Source organism: Lactobacillus sp. WILCCON 0059 (assembly GCF_057197985.1).
Map to the genome: position 1 here is coordinate 257,483 of NZ_JBUBHN010000001.1, position 20,877 is coordinate 278,359.

The following is a 20,877-nucleotide window of genomic DNA, read 5'->3' on the forward strand; positions in this document are numbered from 1 at the left end:
AAAGCCTGTGATACACTAAAAAACAAATTTAAAGCTGTGCTTAAATTTAACAAGTAAAAAAAGAATGCCAGGAGACATTCTTTTTACTGTAATTTTCTTATATTTAGAGTAAAGTTTCAAGTCTTTTAGGACAAACTGCTTTCGATCGTCGCGCGAATGCCTTCGTACCAGTCGCTCCAGTCTTCGTAAGTGGTCATTGCTTCCGGGTCAACGCCGGTTTCTTCGCTCATCTTGTCGAGGATGGCTTGGAAATTGTGGGCGTGGTCGATCAGCACGTGCTTGACCAGGTTCTTGCGGGAGAATGGCTGGTTAAGCAGGAGGTAGTGGTTGATGTTGACCATGTTGTGGTCTTCGTCAAATTCACTGATGATTTCCAGGTCGTCGCGTTCGAAAGAAGAAACGTAGAAGTTGGCGAAGTTGACCAGGTAAGCCGGCTGGTCGGCAACTTCGCGTGCTGGCATGGTTACGCGTTCTGGTTCAGGCATCACGATCTTGAACATGTCTTCATTGCTGCGGTGTTTCTTTTCTTCTTCTGCCAAAGTTGTAGCTCCTTTTTAAATAAAAGTCCATAAAGTCAATAGTAATTTTAACGGCTTTAAGGCCAGAAAGCAAGCGCCAGGCCCCCATAAATCAAGACCTGGCGCTGAATTATTTCTTATTTGCCTGACTTCAGGTAGCCTTCGACGTCATCCTTGGTGATGGAGTCGATAGTGGTGTGGCCCTGCTGGTAGGCGTAGTTGAACAGGTTGATCAAGTCCTGCGGGCTCCAGCCGGCCGTGCTTTCGCCCAGGTTGTCCAGTTGGTTTCTGATCTGTTGGACGTCCCGGCTGGTCACGGTGCTGCCGCCGACCTTGTCGTTGTTGCTGGTCCCGGACCCTTCAGCTTGGTTGCTGGAAGAGCTGGATGAGCTTGAAGCAGCAGAAGATGAGCTGGAACTGGATTCCTGGCTGCTGGACTTGCTGGAAGAGTCAGAAGAGCTGGATGAGCTTGAGCTTTCAGAACTGGAACTGGAGTCAGCCTGCTTGCTCTTGGCTTCCTTGAGCAGGTCCTTGACGTTAGACCGGACCTTGGCGTAGTAAGCCCCGTTGATGTAAGGCAAGTCTAAGATGCTGCTGTAAGTGGAAACGGCGCTGTCGTAGTCGCCGTCTTCCATGGCCTGGGCGGCCTTCTTTAAGAGCGGCTTGATTTCACTGTCGTAGTTGTCCTTAACGGCCTTAAGCTTCTTGACCAGCTTCTTGGCCTGGCTGGTCATGACGCTGTAGCCGCCATTTTGTTCTTGCGCCTTTTGGGCCAGGTTCAAGGCGCTGGCATACTTGACTGTCGTCTTGGCTAACTTGATGGAGTCGGCCAGGTTCTCCGCTTGGGCCTTGTAGTTTTTGGCTTGGGCAGTTGCCTTAGCCTGGTAGGCCTGGTCAAATTCATCAGCGGCCTGGCTGTATTTCTTGGCCTTTACGGCCTCTTTGCCGGCCTGCATGTGGCTGGAGTAGCTGGAACTTGCCGTCTGCTCCTGGCTCTGCTTTTGCTGGCTGGAGTAGAAGTAGACGCCAGCCCCGCCCAAGGCGAGCACGGCCACCACGATGATGGACCAGATAGTCGATTTTTTCATAAATAACCTCCTCGTTAATATCCTCAATTATACCAGAATCGCCCCTCCCTTTAGCCAGCTGGTCCAACTTGTAATTGTTCTTTAACAAAAAGTGGCCGACTTGAGCCTCCTAAAACGTTAGTATCAGTGCAGGCCCGAGGCGCCGGGGCCGGCCGGAGCGAAGCCCGCAGCTTCGCGGAAAGATTGGATTTTTTAACAGAAACAGGAGAGAAAAAATGAACTTTACTTTAGCTGATCAAAGCATTCAATACACCTTCAAGGCCGACAAGTACGACAAGGGACAGATGCAGCGCAGCCTGCAAAACGTCAAGAAAGATGCCAGCCCGGAAAGCCTGGTCAAGGTGGGCCAGGCTATCAGCAAGCTGCAGGGCGATGAACTGGCTGCCTTGACCCTGGTCCAAAAGCAGAATTTGACCTTGGCCTAACTCTTTGACGCGGAAACTGACAGAAAAAGAATTTTTGAGTAAGAAACAGGAGAAAAAATCATGACTACGACTACCGAATTGCAATTAACCTTTAAGTCCAGTGCCGGCAAAAAGAAGAGCCTGAACCTGCCATACGCGGTCAAGGGCTTGAGCGCGGACGTGGTCCGGGAGGCCGCGGCAGCCATCGCCGGCGAGGGCGTGTTCGTCAAGGAAGGGGAGGTCCTTTATGCTCAGCCGCTGGCTGCAAACTATATTGAACGTACTGTTACGGGTGTGTTTGACGATAGTAATCATTAGGCAGATCTGGCCTCTTTAGCCGGCTGCAAAATTTGTACCCGAGAGGCGGCCTTGGCCGCCTCTTTTCTTTTTCATTTTTGCTTGTTTTCGTGTTTTTATTCACATAATACATGTTTTTTGTCCTTTGCTTTTTAAGGCAAAAGCTTTGGAAAAAGCGGTTTTTTCCTTTAAAAAATGTAATTGCTTAAGTAAATTGTTACTTTTGCTTTACAGAATATGCGTTCGATTGTAACTAGAGCGCTGAGCACATACAATAGAGGTTACGATTGAAATTATTAGGAGGAAATTAATGAAGAGAAGATTTTTGACTGGACTTGCTACCGCAGCGATGCTGACTTCCGTCGCCGTTCCAGTGACCAACAACATGTTTCTCTCAAATCAGGCAGTTCAGGCATCAGCCACCAGTGATGCCTTTTTAAGCAAGGTCAGCCTGCAGGCGCAGAAGACGTCCAAGAAGTACGGCGTCTACGCCTCTTTGATGCTGGCCCAGGCTGCTCTGGAATCCGGCTGGGGGACTTCAACCTTGTCCACCCAGGCCAACAACTTCTTTGGGATGAAGGCTGCTGATACTTGGACCGGGGCAACCTACAGCGTTAAGACGGCTGAACAGACTTCCAGCGGCAAGACTTACTACATCACGGCTGCTTTTAGAAAGTACAGCAGCTACCAGGCCTCTTTTGACGACTACGGCTTGAAGATGCGGACGACTTTGGGCAACGGGGGTCTGCGCTACAGCAAGACCTGGCTGGAAAATGCCTCAAGCGCTTCAGCTGCCGCTAAGGCCATCAAGGCTGCCGGCTACGCGACCGACAAGAATTACGCGACCAAGCTGATCAACCACATCGCGACCTACAACTTGACCAAGTATGACCCGGTTTACTCCGGCACTACTTATACGGCCAAGGTAGCCAAGTCCGGGGCAACTTACCTTTACCCAACTGACCACTCTGTTTCACCGAAGAAGTCTTACGTGACTGCCGGGCAAAGCGTAACGGTTACCAAGACTTACACTTACTACAATGGCAAGAAGCGGATGTACCTCAAGGGCCTGGGCTGGATCAACGGCGAAGACTTGAACACTGGCACTTCACAAGCGCCAAGTGCGGACAATGCCGCTAGCGTTTCCGGGCAAATGAAGGTGTTGATGCACTCAGCTGCTGTCTACACTAGCACTGGGGAGAGAAGCACGGCCAAGTCTGTCAAGGCCGGCAAGAGCGTGACGACTTACGGGTCAGTCACGATCAACGGGGCTAAGTACTACCGGGTTAACTCAGCCAGCGCTGACCAGTTCATCAAGGCAAGCAACTTTGACGGCGCAAGCCGCAAGCTCAAGCACAACGCCTACATCTACAACAACGCGGGCAAGCGGGTCGGCAAGACCAAGTGGCTCAAGGGCAGCACCCACACCGTCTATGGCGGCAGCGTGAAGATCAAGGGCAAGCAGTACTACATTGTTGGCCTGAACCAGTATGTCAAGAAGGGCAACTTTTAAGCAGACGGGGAAGAAAACTGAATGAGATTTAGAAGATTTTTTACCGCGGCAGCGGCAACGGCAGCTTTTGGTCTGGCCTTTACTTTTGGCCAAGGGCAGGCAGCCCAAGCTTCAATCAACAGTGATGCTAAGAAGACGACTTACAGCGGCACCAAGTCACTGGAAACCCTGCTCAAGGCGGCAGGCTTGTCTTACAACCAGTTCAACAGCGTGGCCAACGGCAAGAAATATGGCAGCCGCTTTGGCTACCGGAACGGGGTCGGCAAACCGGAAGGGATCGTTGTTCACGAAACGGCGACTCCAGGGGCTACGGCCTGGGATGAAGGGCGCTACTTCAACAACAACTGGACCAGCGTCTACTCTTACGTCCACGCTGTGGTTGACAACAGCCAGACCATCCAGCTGATGTCGACTGACTATGGTACCTGGGGGGCAGGCCCAATCGCCAACGTCCGCTACATCCAGATCGAGCTCTGTGAAGTCTCAAGCCGGTCCCAGTTCGTGCAGAGCGTGGCCAACGATGCTTACTACATCGCCACTCTTTTGCACCAATACAACTTGACTCCATCCCGGGCAAGCAAGGACGGGTCAGGCACCATTTGGTCCCACAACGAAGTCTCCCAGTACCTGGGCGGGACCGACCACGGGGACCCGGACAGCTACTTTGCTAAATGGGGCTACTCCATGAGCGACTTCTACAGTTTGATCACTTACTACTACAACAAGCTGGGGACCAGCAGCAACAGCGGCAACACTAATACTGGTTCAAACACTGGAGACAACAATAACACTAGCAATAATACCAACAACAGTGGTTCAAGCAGCTCAAGCCAAGCACCAGCTACCCAGCCGGTATCAACCAAGACGGTCAAGTTGATGCGCAACTCCTACAGCTATGATGCTTCTGGCAAGAAATTGTCAATCGCGGCGCTGAAGGCTGGCTCTTCTTTGAAGGTTTATGGTTCAGCCGTAACGATTGGCAACGCCAAGTACTACAAGTACGCAGATGGCAAGTACGTGAAGGCCGGCAACATTGACGGGACTAGCCGGACTTTGACGGCCAATGCTTGGACTTACACCAGCACTGGCAGCCGGGAGACATCAACGGCCAAGCTGCTTAAGGGGACCAAGGTGACGACTTACGGCGGCCAGGTCAAGATCAAGGGCAAGGCCTACTACATGACTGGCTTTACCAGCAAGAACGTGGCTAAGTACGTTAAGGCAAGCAATTTCCAAGCCAAGCCAGTGGAAACTACCACGACCAAGCGCTTGATGCGGAACTCCTACAGCTACGATGCTTCTGGTAAAAAGTTGTCAAACGCCAAGCTGACCGCGGGTACTTACCTTAAGGTCTACGGTTCAGCTGTAACGATCGGCAATGCCAAGTACTACAAGTACGGTACTAACAAGTACGTGAAGGCTGGCAACATCGACGGGACCAGCCGGACTTTGACCCACAACGCTTACGTGTACACGGTCAAGGGAGCCCGGAACTGGAACGAAGCCAAGCGCCTTAAAGGCACGGCCGTCGTAACTTACGGCAGCCGGGTCAAGCTTGGCGGCAAATACTACTACATGGTCGGCTTCTCCGGCCAAACCGCCCTTTACCTCAAGGCCGGCAACTTTTAATTGAAGACAAGGAACGGATTCAGGTTTAGCCTGGGTCCGTTTTTCTTTCTTAATCTGGCGATTATTGTATAATTAGAAAAACTGTAATTAGTGAGGAGATACTTTTTTAGCATGGAAGGACTATCACTGTTTTTAACGGTCTTCTTGGCCCTGGTGATTCCGATCGTCATGGCCCGCCTGCGGGTGACCACGGTGCCGACTGCCGTGGCCGAGATTATTGTCGGGATCCTAATGGGCAAGAGCTGCCTAAACCTGATCACCCAGACTTCTCAGTTGACTTTTTTGTCCAACCTGGGGGTCATCGTCTTGATGTTTTTGTCAGGGATGGAAATCGATTTTGACTTGCTCAGCCCGAAAAAGCACACCCGGGCCCGGAAGTCAGAGAGCGGCAAGCAGGTCAAGCCCATGGTTGTGGCTGCCGTCGCCTTTGGCGGGGTAGCGGTGGCCTCAGTTTTGCTGGCTTTGGGGATGAAGGTCCTGGGCCTCTTTAACGATGTGGCCCTGGCTTCGATCATCTTTATGACCGTGGCCTTGGGCGTGGTCATCGCTACTTTAAAGGAAAAAGAAATCCTGGGCCGGCCGATCGGGCAGACGATTTTGCTGACGGCGGTCATGGGAGAAGTTATTCCCCTGCTTTTATTGACTATCTATTCTTCCGTTAACGGCGGGGATGCCGGTAAGCTCTGGCTGATCATCCTCTTGTTTGTGGCCGCGATTATTCTTTTGCGGCGCTTCAAGCGGCCTTACCTGTGGTTTGCCAAGATTACCAAGGCCACGACCCAGCTGGACGTCCGCCTGGCCTTCTTCTTGATTTTTGCTCTGGTGACGGTGGCGGAACAGGTTGGGGCGGAAAACATCCTGGGGGCCTTTTTAGCCGGGATGGTCATGAAGCTGCTGGAGCCAACCCAGGCCACCAAGGACAAGCTGACTTCCATCGGCTACGGCTTCTTTATCCCGATCTTCTTCATCCGGACCGGGGTCAACCTCAACTTGAAACTGCTCTTTGCCAACCCGCAAGCCTTGATGCTGCTGCCGGTTTTGGTCATCTGCTTCTTCTTAGCCAAGCTGCCGGTTACCTTGACCTACATGCGGGCTTTTAACAAGCGGAATGCTTTTGCCGGGGGCTTCCTGACGGCAACGACGATTACGATCGTTCTGCCAACCCTGCAGGTAGCTCGGAAGTTGAACGCAATTACGGCTACCCAGTCCAGTGCCTTCATCTTGGCGGCGGTCATCGTCTGCATCGCCTGTCCAATCGTCTTCAATTCAACTTTTGCCTTGACGCCAGAAGACAAGATCAAGGAAAAAGTCGTGATCTTCGGCCTCAATGCCGTAACGATGACGGTCTACCAGGACCTGCACGACTCCTGGTACTCAGTCCAGGTCTTGACCTGCCGGAAGGAAAAATACGACACCTACAAGAGCAAGGTCAAGAATCTGAAGCTGCTGCCGGATAAAAAACTGGATACTTTGGAAGAAGCCGGGGCCTTTGATACTGACATCTTCGTGGCCACCTTCACTGATGACCAGGCCAATTTGGAGGTCGGCCGGGCAGCTAAAAAGGCCGGGGTCAAACGGGTCATCGTCAGCCAGAGCCAGGTCGTGGCCGACACGGTCGACCAGCTCAGAGAGGAAGGCATCGAGCTTTTTGCCTTCAACAACTTGCATGGGGCCATGCTCCGGGCCTTGATCGAATCGCCGGCCGTCTACCGGATCATCACGGACACCAACAATGCCCTCTACGACGTGGTGGTCAGAAATTCAGCTTACACCGGCCGCCAGCTGATGGACTGGGACTTCGTCGACCAGATCACCGTTTCCCGGATCCGGCGGGGGGACAAGTGGATTTCCCCGCACGGGTCAACCGTGATCGAGCCGGGCGACGAACTGATCTACAGCGGTCCTTGGCGGGAAGCTGACCGGATCCACCAGCTTTTGAGCCGGGAATAGAAAAAAGATGATATGCCAAAAAATCGCTCTGCCAAACGGCAAAGCGATTTTTCTTGTTTAGTGCTCTAGTTCTTTATTTTTTTCTGTTTTTGCTTTTTTGCTTAAGGCAGGCAGTCCCTGGCGGCTTCCAGGACGGCGATGACCTGCAAGCTGTGGGCGAAGGCCCGGTCAGCGGCGGTCTTGTCTTTTTGGTCAAAGATCCGGATGAATTCGGTAAATTCCGGGATCATCCGGTGCAGGTCTTGGTCAAAGTCCTTGTCAGTCTGCCCGCCTGCTGTTTCCAGCCGGTAGCTTCTGAGGTCACCTGGGCTGCCGCTAAAGCTGATGGCCCCTTTTTCCCCGGCAATCATTGACGGATTGTGGGCAAAAACCTGGGAGTCCTTGGCCGCGGTCAAGCTGGCCTGCTTGTCATCGTAGCCCAGGACCAAAACGCCAGAAGTGTCGACGCCTTTTTGCAGGTTAGGGAAGTAATGGACATCCAAAGGCGCCCCGAAAAGGCTGACGGCTAAGTGGATATTGTAGACGTTCAAGTCCAAAAGGGCCCCGCCGCCCAGGCGCGGATTGAAGGCCGGAGCTATGTCGCCGGCTAAGAAGCGGTCGTAGCGGGAAGAATACTGGGTGTAATTGAGGCTGACCACGTGAACCGGGCCTAAAAGCTGTAAGTCGCCTGCCAAAGACTTAAAGGCTGGCAGGTAGCGGTTGGTGATGGCCTCGGTGATGAGGCAGCCTTTTTGGTCAGCTAATTGCTTGAGCTCTAAGGCTTCTTCAGTAGTGAAGACAAAGGGCTTTTCACAGATCACGTTTTTGCCGGCTTCCAGGGAGTCCAGGCACATCTGATAGTGCATGGAAGAAGGGGTAGCCACGTAAACCGTGTCGACCTGGTCGTCTTTGAGCATGGCCAGATAGTCGTCGTAAACGCGGCTGATGCCGTATTGCTCAGCCAAGGCTTGGCCAGTGGCTAGCGACCGCTTGGTCGTAGCGATAGCGGTTAAACTTAAGCCGGGCAGGGGAAGGGCAGTGAGAAAGTCTTTGACGATCTTGCCGCTGCCAATGATTCCGAGTTGCATTTTTTGCCTCCTTATTTATTCAGCTTGCTGACGTCAACGGAATTCTTGCTGACCGTCTTGGGAATGGCCAGCTTCTTTTGCTGGTTGACCTTGAGCATGGACAGCTTGGTTGAGCTGGTCTGCCCCTTGACCTTGTATTTGGCGTAAATCGCCAGGCCGGTCAGCTGCTTTTTCTGATTGAGATCGATGGTCATTTTAATCTGTTGGAGCTTGGCCTTGGCCATCTGGCTGTCGTTTGACAGGCTGGCCAGGCCGTTAGTTTCCGTGATCTCTTTCCATAAGCGCTGGCTCTTGCCGCTGTAGCTGAGCCGCCAGCCGCTTTTGGCCTGGCTGACGGTGAAGAGCTTGGCACTCTTTTGGCTGAGGGTCAGGGTGTCCATGTCCTTGACCACTTGCTGGAAGTGGGAGATGGTCGTGAACTGGCTGAGCTTGGCCTTGTACCAAGCAGCCTGCTGGCCTTTATAGAACTTGACGTAGGCATAGCGCTGGCCCACCCACATCTTGACATTCTGGTCCCCGCTCTGGGTCAAGTCGGTCTGCATGACGAAAGGAGACCGCTGGTAATTGATCTGGCCGTAGAAACGGACCGGCTTGGCGTTCTCGTAATAGCGCTCGTCGACCTTCAGCTGGAAATTGCTGATCTTGCTCTGCTGGGCCTTTTTGATCAGGCTCTGGGGGCTGGGTTTGGAGCAGGCAGCTAGAAAAATGCTGACCAAGGTCAGGAGGGCGAGCAGGTGAAATTTCTTTTTCTTTGACGGCATAGTATGAATCACATCCTTATTCTTCAATTCTAACAAATCACTGATTAATTGTTAGCGATTGCACTCAGAAAAAGTGCTTTTTTTGCCTTTAGGACTTTGAAAAGGCCGCGAGAGGCCGTATAATAATTAGTGAAACGTTTAATTTGCTAAAGGAGATTTTTTAATGTCTAAATTAGTTTTAATCCGTCACGGTCAAAGTGAATGGAACCTTTCAAACCAATTTACTGGCTGGGTTGACGTTAACTTGTCAGACAAGGGTGTTGAAGAAGCCAAGAAGGCTGGTCGTTTGATCAAGGAAGCCGGCTTGGAATTTGACCAAGCTTACACTTCAGTTTTGACCCGTGCGATCAAGACTTTGCACTTCGCTTTGGAAGAAAGCGGCCAACTCTGGGTTCCAGAAACTAAGACCTGGAGACTGAACGAACGTCACTACGGCGCTTTGCAAGGCTTGAACAAGGCTGAAACTGCTGAAAAGTACGGCGACGAACAAGTTCACATTTGGCGTCGTTCATACGACGTTTTGCCACCAGTTTTGGCTGACGACTCAGAATTCAGCCAAGCTAACGACCGTCGTTACGCAAACTTGGACCCACACATCGTTCCTAAGGCAGAAAACCTGAAGGTTACTCTGGACAGAGTTATGCCATTCTGGGAAGACCACATTGCTCCAGACCTGCTGGCTGGCAAGAACGTGATCATCGCTGCCCACGGCAACTCACTGCGTGCCTTGACTAAGTACATCGAAAACATCTCTGACGAAGACATCATGGATGTTGAAATGAAGACTGGTGAACCAGTTGTTTACACTTTCGACGACAAGTTGAACGTTGTAAGCAAGGAAAAGCTGGACTAAGTCCTCTTTCCTTAATTAAAGCGAAGCTCCGGCTTCGCTTTTTTTGTTGAACTGATTAAGGATTGACAGATGACTTGCTAAGATGATAGCTTAGATAGGAAAGTTGTGCACAGGGATACTTACCGGAAAATATCGTAAGCCTGCTCTACTGAAAATGCCGGCTGATTTTTTACAATTTCAATAAGAAAAAACAGCAGGCAAAAGTTGGCGGGGCTTTTTTGCTATAATACAGACTAATGTGATTTTTTAAGTGGGTATCAACTATATGAAGAAAGAAGACAAACGGGCCTTGCCCGAAACTCGGCAACATGCCAGAAAGCGCAAGCAAAAGACGGTCCGCAACTGGATCATCGGCGTTTTGGCGGTCGTTTGCGCGATTGCTGCCGGAGTGGGCTTGTACGCGGCACATCTGTACAAAACGGCTGAGCAGGCGGCCAACAAGGCTTATGACTCGGAAAACGCCGTCAAGACGACTTATGGCGAATTCAACGGCAAGAAGCCTTTTGCCGTCATGCTCTTAGGGACCGACACCGGGGCTTTGAACAGAACTGAAAAGCGCGGAAATACGGACACGATCATCGTTGTCGTAGTCAACCCTAAGAAGAAGAACTACACGATGGTCTCGATCCCGCGGGATACTATGGCTGACATGGTTGGCGATGATTCCAATGACGTGCAGAAGATCAACGCGGCTTATTCGATTGGCGGGGCTAAGATGGCCATGAAGACTGTCTCTAACCTCTTGAACATTCCGGTTAAGTACTACGCCTTGGTCAACATGGGCGGGCTGATGAAGCTGGTTGATTATGTTGGCGGGATTTACGTGACGCCGCCATTGTCATTTACTTACAATACAATAGTCTTCAAAAAGGGAGTCCGCCAGCACTTAAACGGGCAGGCCGCTCTGGCCTACAGCCGGATGCGCTATGATGACCCGCAAGGCGACTACGGCCGGCAGAAACGGCAAAGAGAAGTCATCACCAAGCTGGTCCAGAAATTGGCCACGGCAGATTCACTGACGAACTTCAGCAAGATCGCCAATAACCTGTCGACCAACGTGAAGACTAACTTGAGCTTCCAGGCTTTGAAGTCAATCCTGGCTAACTACTCAGACTGTACTTCTTCCAGTGACAGCGACTACCTGCATGGCTATAGTGCTTATGTTGGCGACGCGGCCTACCAGATCGCGTCAACCAGTGAACTGCAGCGGATTTCCAACAAGATTAGAAAATTGCTGGGCCTCAAGACGGCTACTGTTTCCAACCGGGAAACTGAGCTGAATACCTTGAACGAGGCCAGCGGCTTCAAGTTTGGCAGCGGCGAGACCCAGAATTATACGATCTATGATCCCGGCACGACGACTGACAGCGTCAAGAGCGGCAAGACCAGCTCCAAGTCCAGCAGCCAGACTTCCAGCAGTAATACTGCTTACAGCACAAATTCCAGCACGAACTACGATACGACTTATAGTTACAGTTATAACTACAATACCAATCCGTTTTCAGGGGGCTATTAAAGGTGCTTAACAAATTTTTGGCAGTAGTCATTGGCTATTTGTTTGGCAACTTCATCAGTGCCATGTTCGTGGGCAAGTATTACTTGCACAAGGATCCGACCAAGTACGGGTCGGGCAACCCAGGTACGGCCAATATGGGGGCGGTTTTTGGCAAGAAGGCGGGGATTTTGACCTGCATCGGCGACCTGCTTAAAACCCTGCTGGCCATTGGTCTGGTCTATGCCATCTACCATCAGCACTTGCTGACAGCCTACACGGGCTTAGGCGTGGTTTTAGGCCACTGTTTCCCGGTCTTCAACCACTTTAAGGGAGGCAAGGCGGTGGCAGTCATGGCCATGACTACGGTTCTCTACGACTGGCGGGCCGGTCTTATCACCTTGCTGGTGGCCTTGGTTTTGACCTGCATCATGCAGAATCTGACTATCCCGCCGCTGGTTTTCATGCTGTCTTTCAGCATTTATGAAATAACCAAGTCGCTGGAAGCTGGCGTGATCTTCTTGATTATCACGGGGATCATGGCCTTCAAGTTCCGCTACGATATCCGGGACTTTTTCACAGGTCATGGCAAACGGGTCGATATTTTGTATACGATCAAGAAGAAATTGGGAATTTTGAAATAATTTCTTGGCCTTTTTTTAAAAAAAGCTGGGTATAATGGATAATGAATTTGCAAAAGAAAGAGAATTATTCCGATATCGATGAGTGAACAAACACAATCCAGAAAAACTCATAATCTGCTGAAGTACGGCTTTCTCGTACTGGCGGCTCTGGTGCTTTTGCTGCAGATGTTTAATTTCAAAACCAGCATGCTGAAAAGCTCAATTACCTATCTGCGCCACCTGCCGCTAATCGTGGAAAGCGTGACCTATTGGTTTATTCCAATGGTCTTCGGGGCAGTTTACAGCAAGCGCAAGCTGCGTTTTAACCAAGGCTTTAAGGCCTGGGCCATTATGGAAGTGACCCTCCTGGTCTACTACCTTGTCTTCTTCATCTCCAAGCCATGGCACTTAAATGCCTGGCGTTTCTGGGGCATCCTTTTCCCGATTTTGACCTCGACTTCCGTTTTGATGACGGGCCTGGTTTTCAGTTTGCTGGTGCAGCCGGTCATCTATGACTGGCAGGAGAAGTTCAGCAAGAAGCAGAGTTTGATCATTTTGATCGCCTTGACTTTGCTGGGCTTTACCCTGTCGGCTGGGACTTTCGAGATGAATTACTCCATCTATGGTCTCTACCTGGCCCTGCCATTTGCCTGGGGGATGTTCTTAGGGAAGGTTGACTTCTCTGTCAAGCAAACGGTCATCTTTATTGTGGCCGGCATTCTCTCCTTGGGGATGGTAATTGTCGGGGTAGCCGGCTTTAACGCCGTTTATTGGTCACAGATCATGTCTTGGCGGGCCAACCCGTCATCATGGAACTACCAGTTCCTGATCAACGTGACCTCACCATTCATCTTCATCATTGCCTTGGCGGCCTTTGCTTTTGCCCGGCCGGCGATCAAGGCTTTGGAAGAAAGGGACCTGGACTTCCTGGTTCCGCTGATCGTCTTCATGCAGGTACCAGACGCCAACTCCTTCATGTCGTCCTTTAAATACGGTACCGGCAGCCGGCAATTGAACCGGATGATCACGATTTTGATCATGCTGGCCATCGCCATTGTCTGGCACTGGCTGATTGAGCGCTACTTGTGGCGCTTCAAGCCGGTTAAGCGGGCTAACCGTTTCTTGTACGAAAGCAAGAGCTTCGGGGCAGCGGCTGAAGGGGCCTTTAACCGCCTGTGGGGCTGGATGAAGTACCACCGGACCAACCTTTTGACTTGGACCTTCTTCTTTATCCTGTCCTTTGCCTCCTTCTTGATCGAATCCGACAACATGCGGATCCAGATCACGACTGCTTCCAACGTTAACGCCGTAGTCTGGCTGGTTGGGACCAAGCTTGGGGCCTTGATTTTGACGACGATCTTTATCGACGCCTTCTTCACGATCCTTTACTTCGTCACGACCAGATACTGGGTTTCACTTATTACGACTTCCACGGTCGTTATCGGCTGGGCGGTTGCCAACAAGATCAAGCTTGACCTCCGGGGCGAGCCGATCTACCCGAGTGAACTGTCTGAAGTAACCAACGCTGACAGTCTGTTGAGCATGATCGGGGGACAGAAGACCTTGATCATGATCCTGCTGGCTTTAGCTGCTGTTATTGCCTTGATGGTCTTCTGTGAGATCAAGTTCAAGGTCAAGAAGCGCGGCAATTGGAAGCGGCGGGGGATGTGGGCCCTGGCCAGCCTGGCCCTCTTCATGACGCCAATGTGGTTCAACCACCAGGGGTCAGCCATCTACCGCTTGAACCGGGCTTTTGACAACAAGCAGTCCTTCCGGAACCCGGAAAGAGACATCCAGGTCAATGGGCCGATCTTGAACTTCCTCAACTACATCGACCTGCAGATCATGGACAAGCCAAGCAACTACTCCAAGAGCCAGATTCAAAAGCTCTATGAGAAGTACCAAAAGGTGGCTGACCAGATCAACAAGACCCGGACCAACGACCTGTCCAAGCAGACCGTCATCTTTAACTTGAGTGAAAGTTTTATCGATCCGACTACTTTCCCGACGATCAAGTTCGCCAAGGGGACCAAGGACCCGATTCCTTACATTCACTCATTGCAGAAGACTACCACTTACGGCAGCATGCTGAGTGCCGGCTACGGCGGTGGTACGGCCAACATGGAATGGGAATCACTGACTGGCTTCAACATGGGGGCCTTCAGCACTACTTTGACGCCTTATGTTCAAGTCGTTCCGCAATACCAGTACTACCCGACTATTGGGGCTAACTTCAACTACTCTTCAGCAGTTCACCCGTTCATCGGGACTTACTACTCAAGAATTGAAGACTACAAGCGTTTCAAGTTCAACAAGTTCGTTTACTTGGGTTCCAAGTACAAGATCGTGGACCAAAAGAAGCTGGGGACCAGTTCCTACAACTCTGACTTCACGACTTACGCCAACGGCTTGCGGCAGATCAACTCCCGCAAGGGCGGCCAGTTCATCAACCTGATTTCAATTCAGAACCACATGCCGTACAACAACTGGTACCCGAAGAACTACTATGCCGGCAAGATTTCCGGTGATCTTTTTGACGACGGCAGTATCAGAACGCAAGCGGCAACCTACATTATGGGGACCCACTACACTGACCAGGCGGTCAAGAAGTTCATCAAGCAGATCGACAAGATCAAGAAGCCAATTACCCTGGTCTTCTACGGTGACCACTACCCGTCAATCGTTTCCCAGTCATACACGTCTAAGTACCCGGTTCAAATGCACTCGACCCGCTACTTCATCTACTCTAACAAGTACGCTCGTCAGCATGGGGCTAAGGCTAAATTGACTTCCAAGACCAACTACGTCAACACCAGTGACTTCATCGCCATGATGCTGGAACAGACCAACAGCAAGGTGACGGCTTACCAGGCACTTTTGACTGAAGTGCACAAGAAGCTGCCAGCCTTGACTATCAGCTACAGCGATGACACCGGCTTTACCCTGGTCGACCAAAAGGGCAAGGAAGTTGACCCGAAGACCTTGACCAGCTCACAGCAAGCTCTGCTCAAGGACTACGAAATGATCCAATACGACATGACGGCTGGTTCAGCCTATGCCTTGAAGATCAAGGGCTTCTATACCATGAAGAAATAGTTTAAACAGCCAGAATACCTGGCAAAAGCAGACTAACTTAGCAGGTTAGCCTGCTTTTTTGTTAAAACGTATTTGATTGGTATGTTACAATTTTTCTAGCTCTTGAAAAAAATAGAGGATTGTAAATATAAAACTAATGAAAAAACAAGTAAAAAATCTTTGGGCTTATCTTTGGCCGCTTTTGGCAGTTGCTTTGGTAACAACGGTGGTTATTTGGCCGCAGCTGCAGGCTAAAAGGGTAATTATTGCTGGAGATGCCCGCTTTCACTTTGGCCGCTTTTATGATGCGGCCATGCAGATTAAGACTGGCCATTACAGCTTTTTTCAAACAAACTATGGTTTCCAGCAAAGCGGCCGGATCATTAACGCCTGCTATGGGCCATTGTTTGCCTATTTTAATGGTGCCTTGCTTCTGCTGTGCGGAAATTGGTTTACTTTTCAAATCATCAGTATTTACCTGCTTTGCCTGTTAGCCGCGGGAAATATGATGCATCTTTTACGCTATAGCGGCGTCAGCAAAATCGCCAGTTTGCTCTTAAGCTTGGTGTACATCAATATCGGCATGATACCCGCTTTTATCAACGCCAGTTCCTTTAGCGGCTGGGGGCAGGCCTTCATGCCCTTGGTCCTGCTTAATGGGGTGCGAATGGTTAAAGACCAGGAAAAGCCGATCGATTGGGTCATCCTTGGGGCAACGATGGGTTTGCTTTTGCAGGTTCACCTGCTCAGCGCCCTATTGGCATGCGTGCTTTTGGCCCCGTTTTTCTTGCTGGCGCTTTTTAAAAAGAGAAATGTTTGGAAAGACTTCTTTAAGGCAGTTGCATTGGCCAGCGCATTGGGCTTGAATACGATTGTTGCAGTTTTTTGGCTGGCTGCCAGCAACAAGATGGCCCACTTGGATGCCTATAATATGGCAGTAAGCGGCTTGAAGCTGGGAAGTTACCAAAACGACCTGGGAAGCAGCTATGGACAGTTGATGCCGATGTTTTTGGCCATAATTCTTTTGAATTTCCTGTACATCTTTTTTAACCGGGCTGCCAAAAGCGTGGAAAAGCTTTTGGCAATGTGGTCTTTAGTACTTATGCTCATTGCATCCAACCGCTTTCCCTGGGGGTATGTGCAAAATAAGTGGCCAGTTCTGGCCAGCAACTTTCAATTTCCATTCCGTTTGGTGGTTATAATCTACCCAATGGTGATTCTGTCTTTTGGCTTAAGCATCCAGAAACTTGCAGCTAAAGGCGGGAAGCCATTCTTGCTGCTTTTATTGCTGGCTTTGCTGCTAGATACGGCTGTCCCGGTAGCGGAAAGCCATCGGAAAAATACTTTTCACGCTAATGGAACGCCTAAAATGGCCCAGGTAGTGGGCAAAGGGCTTAAACCCTTGATTTCTGTGATGAGTTATGGCAATCAGCCGGATTATTTGCCCGTTGTTGGGAAAGAAGACAACTTAGGCCACAAATACCATATGCTGGTAATTAAACGCTGGAAGAAGTTTGACCACCAGGTAATGACTGGCGGCAGGCTTAAATTAAGCTGGACAAGTACTGGCGGCAAAATAACCTTGCCACTTGTTGCATACTCGCAGACAGAATTAACGCTCAATGGCCGCAAGATCCATAATCTAAAAAGAAAAAGCGGCGGCTTCCCGGTTGTGCGGGCTAGAATGGGCAAGAATACCGTGATTATGACCTTTAAACAGCCTTTATGGTGCAGCTTGCTGATTAACCTGTGCTGGTTTTCCTGGCTGCTGCTCCTCCTGCTGCTTTTTAAAAAGGCGCTTGACCCCGGGGCGAAATCATGTTATTTTTATAAAAACGCGACAGCGAAGTAGCTGCCTGGTTCAGCGTTCAGAGAACTAGCGGTTGGTGCGAGCTAGACAGGCCAGGCAGACGAAATACAGCGCGGGGAGGAGAGCCCCGTTAAGAAGCTCCAAAGAGGCACTTTGTGCGAACGTGGGTGGTACCACGGCTAAGACAGAATTTAGTCGTCCCTGGATCTTTTGATCCAGGGACTTTTTTTATCCGGAGGCAGAAATGGCAAATTTTGACATTTTGGAAGATTTGAAATGGCGCGGCGCCATCAACCAGGAAACTGACGAGGAAGGCTTGCGGGATTACCTGGCCAAGCATGACGACCTGGCTCTTTACTGCGGGACTGACCCGACTGGTGACTCCCTGCACATCGGTCACTTGATTCCTTTCATGATCTTGAAGAGATTCCAACTGGCCGGCTACAAGCCAGTCATCGTTATCGGCGGGGGTACCGGGTCAATCGGTGACCCATCTGGCCGGTCAACTGAACGGGTCCTGCAGTCTGAAGAAACGATCAAGCACAATGAAGAAGCGCTGACGGCGCAGATGGTCAAGCTTTTTGGCACGGAAAACTTCCGCATCGTCAACAACCGCGACTGGCTGGGCAAGATGACCTTGCTGGAATTCCTCCGCGACTACGGCAAGCTCTTCCAGGTCAACAACATGCTGAACAAGGAAGTCGTTGCCAGCCGGCTGGAAAACGGGATCTCCTTCACTGAATTCTCCTACCAGATTCTGCAGGCCATCGACTTCTACATCTTGAACCGGGACCACGGCGTTCAAATGCAGATCGGCGGGGCTGACCAATGGGGCAACATCACGGCCGGGATCGACTTGATCCACCGTTTGGAAGGGGCAGACCGGCCAGCCTTTGGCTTGACTATTCCATTGATGCTGAAGGCTGACGGGACCAAGTTCGGCAAGTCTGCCGGCGGCGCTGTCTGGCTGGACCCGGAAAAGACCAGTCCTTACGAATTCTACCAATTCTGGATCAACCAGGATGACCGGGACGTCATCAAGTACCTTAAGTACTTCACCTTCCTCAGCCATGAAGAAATCGACGCCTTGGAAGAAAAGGTCAAGACTGAACCTTGGAAGCGGGAAGCCCAAAAGCGGCTGGCGGAAGAAGTGACTAAGTTCGTTCACGGCGAAAGCGGCTTGAAGGAAGCCCAAACGGTCACTGAGGCCCTCTTCTCCGGCAACGTGAAGGACTTGCCCACCAAGCAGGTAGAAATCGCCCTGGCCAAGGCGCCAAGTGCTGAGAGCGGGGCAGAAAAGAAGAATCTGGTGGACTTCCTGGTTGACACCAAGATCGAATCATCCAAGCGGCAGGCCAGAGAAGACGTTAACAACGGTGCCATCTACGTCAACGGCGACCGGATCCAGGACACTGACTTTGAAGTTGACCCGGCAGCTGCTTTTGACGGCAAGTTCGTCATCATCCGCAAGGGAAAGAAGAAGTACACCTTGGTGCACATCAAGGGCTAAAAAGATTTTAAGAAAGTTTCCAAACTGGAAGCTTTCTTTTTCTTTTTTCTCGCTTTTATCTTTTTGCCGAAAAGAAGCCGGCATGTTACAATTAAGGCGCTGCTGTAGCTCAGGAGGTAGAGCACCGCCGTGGTAAGGAGGAGGTCGCCAGTTCAAATCTGGCTAGCAGCTTATGATCAGCAAAAGTGATTAAATTATTTGCATCGCTCTTCAAAATACTGATATACTAAGAATTATTAGTCAATTGTTATTTTGGAGGGGATCGCATGCAGAAATTTTCGACCCGGCTCTTGGTCATTCGGCGGCGATTCGCCAATTTTGCCAATACGACGGCCATTGTTCTGGTTATTTTTACAGTTGCTTTAGCCGCGATAGAAACCCGGTCACGGGACTTCATAGCTGATGACGGGAAGTTTTACCTGCTGGACGGAAAATACTTGCTGGCCCATCTTTTGATCGCCGGGCTGCTGACGGCTTTGCTGGTTTTGCTCCGCTATTTTTTGCAAAGGCAGAAGCAGCTGGAATACATGTCCAGCCGGGACGACTTGACCACCCTTTTGAACCGGGCGGCCTTTGATGACCAGGTCAATGACTACCTTCGCCAGCATCCGGCTGCCCAGGGCAGCTTCGTCATGCTGGACATCGACAATTTCAAGCTGATCAATGACGTCCATGGTCACAATGTGGGTGACCAGGTTCTGGTGACTTTGGCCCTCAACATGGAGAGTACCCTGGGCAGCGAGGCAATCATCTGCCGCAACGGGGGTGATGAATTCTGTGCGTTCGTTCCGGGCACAAGCGACGACCAGGTCGCCAATCTGGCCAAGCTGGACCAGGTTTTTTCCGCTAAAGAGCAGCAGTATCCTTTTTCCATTTCCCTGGGCTATGTTCACTACCCCCAGCAGGCCATCTCGGTGGCTGATGCCCTGGCTAAGGCAGACCTGGCCCTTTACGTGGTCAAGGACGATGGCAAGCATGGCTGGCGGGAGTACAACGATGCAATGACGCGAACTGACCGGAAGCAGTTTGGCTTTACCTTAAGGGAGGTGGCCGACAACCTGCCGGTTTCTTTCTTCATTTGCCAGGCAGAAGGGGAGAGGGAAATTCTTTTTGCCAACCAGTCCCTTCTGGACATGCTGGGCTTCAAGGGTTTCGCGGATTTAATTGCCTTTACGGCTGGCAAGCTGCTGGCTTTAATCTACCCTTCTGACCGGGCATTGCTTGACTTGGTGGCCGGTGAGGATGTAAGACGGGTACCTGACCGGCCTCGCTGCTTGTCTTGCCGCCTGCTAACCAAGGATGGCGGCTGCGAGAAGGTCTTCAGCAAGACCCGGCTAGTTGAAGACGCCCGCTATGGCAAGGTCTTTTATGTCACCTTGTCATTGCAGAATGACTATAAGATTCTAAAAGAGAACTAGGAACTCTAGTTCTCTTTTTTGCTTGCAATTTTAGAGCCATCCGCTATAATTGAAAAAATAATTAAAGCAAACACGGAGGTAAAAATGGAACGGAAACTGATTGCGGATTTTGTCAAAGAAAACCTGGCCGAAGAAAGAACGGGGCATGATTATTACCACGGCCAGCGGGTGGCGGTTTTAGCTGAAAGAATGCTGCTGGCGGATCACCCGGAGTCTAGCCAAAAGAGCCGGGACATTGCTTATACGGCGGGCTTTGTTCACGATACGATCGATGAGAAGGTCTGCCCAAACCCAAGTGAAGTTTTGGCTAAATTACGGAAAGTCTTCACGGCAGCCGGCTTAAGCCGAGAGGACCAGGAAAACGTCTTTTTCACGATCGAGCACATGTCTTTTTCCAAAAACATTGACCGCCACTACCAGCTTTCTTTAGAAGGAGAGTACGTCCAGGATGCCGACCGGCTGGAGTCTCTGGGGGCGATGGGAATTGCCCGAGCTTTCGTTTACAGCGGCAAGCACGATGACAAGATCTACGACCCGGAAATTCCGCCGATGGAATTGGTCAGTCATGATCAATACCGGAATCATGAAGAAACTACGATCAATCATTTTTATGAAAAGCTTTTTAAGCTGGAAGGGCTGATGAACAGCCAGGCCGCCCAAAAGGAAGCCCGCCGGCGGACAGAATACATGCGAGATTTTGTCCAGGAATTTAGACATGAATGGGATTTAGATTAATTTTAATGAAGTTTACCTCTTCTTAATAAAATACAGAAACATTTAAGCAATCCGTTGGATCATTGTTATACCAATTGCTCAGCCGATTTGCAAATGAACTTTAAATGAAACTATCCTTGCTTTTCTCTAACGTA

Annotated in this window: 17 protein-coding genes and 1 tRNA gene; 14 read left to right on the top strand and 4 right to left on the bottom strand. The window is 50.6% G+C overall.

What is annotated here, in order from left to right; all coding sequences use genetic code 11:
* Positions 1–125: 125 nt before the first annotated feature.
* Both ACYVUT_RS01250 and ACYVUT_RS01255 read right to left on the bottom strand, forming a co-directional pair.
* Positions 126–539, bottom strand: coding sequence for a hypothetical protein (locus ACYVUT_RS01250; RefSeq protein WP_484499722.1), 414 nt, complete (start codon positions 537–539; stop codon positions 126–128).
* Positions 540–655: 116 nt separating this feature from the next.
* Positions 656–1,606, bottom strand: a complete 951-nt coding sequence (locus ACYVUT_RS01255; RefSeq protein WP_439776265.1) for a hypothetical protein — start codon at positions 1,604–1,606, stop codon at positions 656–658.
* A gap of 215 nt (positions 1,607–1,821) precedes the next feature.
* Here ACYVUT_RS01255 and ACYVUT_RS01260 point away from each other — a divergent pair, with 215 nt between their 5' ends.
* The 5 genes from ACYVUT_RS01260 (at position 1,822) to ACYVUT_RS01280 (ending at position 7,399) form a co-directional block, all read left to right on the top strand.
* Positions 1,822–2,031 carry a DUF1659 domain-containing protein gene (locus tag ACYVUT_RS01260; RefSeq protein ID WP_484499723.1) on the top strand — a complete coding sequence of 70 codons (210 nt, stop codon included), beginning with the start codon at positions 1,822–1,824 and terminating at the stop codon, positions 2,029–2,031.
* Between the two features lie 60 nt (positions 2,032–2,091).
* Positions 2,092–2,328, top strand: coding sequence for a DUF2922 domain-containing protein (locus ACYVUT_RS01265; protein ID WP_439776267.1), 237 nt, complete (start codon positions 2,092–2,094; stop codon positions 2,326–2,328).
* Between the two features lie 289 nt (positions 2,329–2,617).
* Entirely contained in the window at positions 2,618–3,820 is a 1,203-nt protein-coding gene (locus ACYVUT_RS01270; RefSeq protein WP_484501378.1) for an SLAP domain-containing protein, read from the top strand.
* Positions 3,821–3,841: 21 nt separating this feature from the next.
* Positions 3,842–5,449, top strand: coding sequence for an SLAP domain-containing protein (locus tag ACYVUT_RS01275; RefSeq protein ID WP_484501379.1), 1,608 nt, complete (start codon positions 3,842–3,844; stop codon positions 5,447–5,449).
* A gap of 111 nt (positions 5,450–5,560) precedes the next feature.
* Entirely contained in the window at positions 5,561–7,399 is a 1,839-nt protein-coding gene (locus tag ACYVUT_RS01280; protein WP_484501380.1) for a monovalent cation:proton antiporter family protein, read from the top strand.
* 101 nt (positions 7,400–7,500) lie between these two features.
* On the opposite strand, the gene ACYVUT_RS01285 is transcribed toward ACYVUT_RS01280, so the two are convergent.
* Together ACYVUT_RS01285 and ACYVUT_RS01290 are read right to left on the bottom strand one after the other, a co-directional pair.
* Complete coding sequence (locus ACYVUT_RS01285) at positions 7,501–8,466, bottom strand: Gfo/Idh/MocA family protein (protein WP_484501381.1); 966 nt, start codon at positions 8,464–8,466, stop codon at positions 7,501–7,503.
* 11 nt (positions 8,467–8,477) lie between these two features.
* Entirely contained in the window at positions 8,478–9,227 is a 750-nt protein-coding gene (locus ACYVUT_RS01290) for a hypothetical protein (RefSeq protein ID WP_484501382.1), read from the bottom strand.
* A gap of 163 nt (positions 9,228–9,390) precedes the next feature.
* Between ACYVUT_RS01290 and ACYVUT_RS01295 the strand changes: the two genes are divergently transcribed.
* The 9 genes from ACYVUT_RS01295 (at position 9,391) to ACYVUT_RS01335 (ending at position 20,743) form a co-directional block, all read left to right on the top strand.
* On the top strand, positions 9,391–10,080 hold the full coding sequence (locus tag ACYVUT_RS01295; protein ID WP_008461910.1) for a 2,3-diphosphoglycerate-dependent phosphoglycerate mutase: 690 nt from the start codon (positions 9,391–9,393) through the stop codon (positions 10,078–10,080).
* 265 nt (positions 10,081–10,345) lie between these two features.
* Complete coding sequence (locus tag ACYVUT_RS01300) at positions 10,346–11,596, top strand: LCP family glycopolymer transferase (protein ID WP_439776273.1); 1,251 nt, start codon at positions 10,346–10,348, stop codon at positions 11,594–11,596.
* Between the two features lie 2 nt (positions 11,597–11,598).
* Complete coding sequence (locus tag ACYVUT_RS01305; protein ID WP_439776274.1) at positions 11,599–12,216, top strand: glycerol-3-phosphate acyltransferase; 618 nt, start codon at positions 11,599–11,601, stop codon at positions 12,214–12,216.
* A gap of 78 nt (positions 12,217–12,294) precedes the next feature.
* Positions 12,295–15,291, top strand: coding sequence for an LTA synthase family protein (locus ACYVUT_RS01310; RefSeq protein ID WP_484499288.1), 2,997 nt, complete (start codon positions 12,295–12,297; stop codon positions 15,289–15,291).
* A gap of 136 nt (positions 15,292–15,427) precedes the next feature.
* Complete coding sequence (locus tag ACYVUT_RS01315) at positions 15,428–17,122, top strand: hypothetical protein (RefSeq protein ID WP_484499732.1); 1,695 nt, start codon at positions 15,428–15,430, stop codon at positions 17,120–17,122.
* 202 nt (positions 17,123–17,324) lie between these two features.
* On the top strand, positions 17,325–18,590 hold the full coding sequence (gene tyrS, locus ACYVUT_RS01320; RefSeq protein WP_484499734.1) for a tyrosine--tRNA ligase: 1,266 nt from the start codon (positions 17,325–17,327) through the stop codon (positions 18,588–18,590).
* A gap of 98 nt (positions 18,591–18,688) precedes the next feature.
* Positions 18,689–18,761, top strand: a tRNA-Thr gene (locus ACYVUT_RS01325).
* 95 nt (positions 18,762–18,856) lie between these two features.
* Positions 18,857–20,008, top strand: a complete 1,152-nt coding sequence (locus ACYVUT_RS01330) for a diguanylate cyclase domain-containing protein (protein ID WP_484501383.1) — start codon at positions 18,857–18,859, stop codon at positions 20,006–20,008.
* Between the two features lie 84 nt (positions 20,009–20,092).
* Positions 20,093–20,743, top strand: coding sequence for an HD domain-containing protein (locus tag ACYVUT_RS01335; RefSeq protein WP_484499736.1), 651 nt, complete (start codon positions 20,093–20,095; stop codon positions 20,741–20,743).
* Positions 20,744–20,877: the final 134 nt, after the last annotated feature.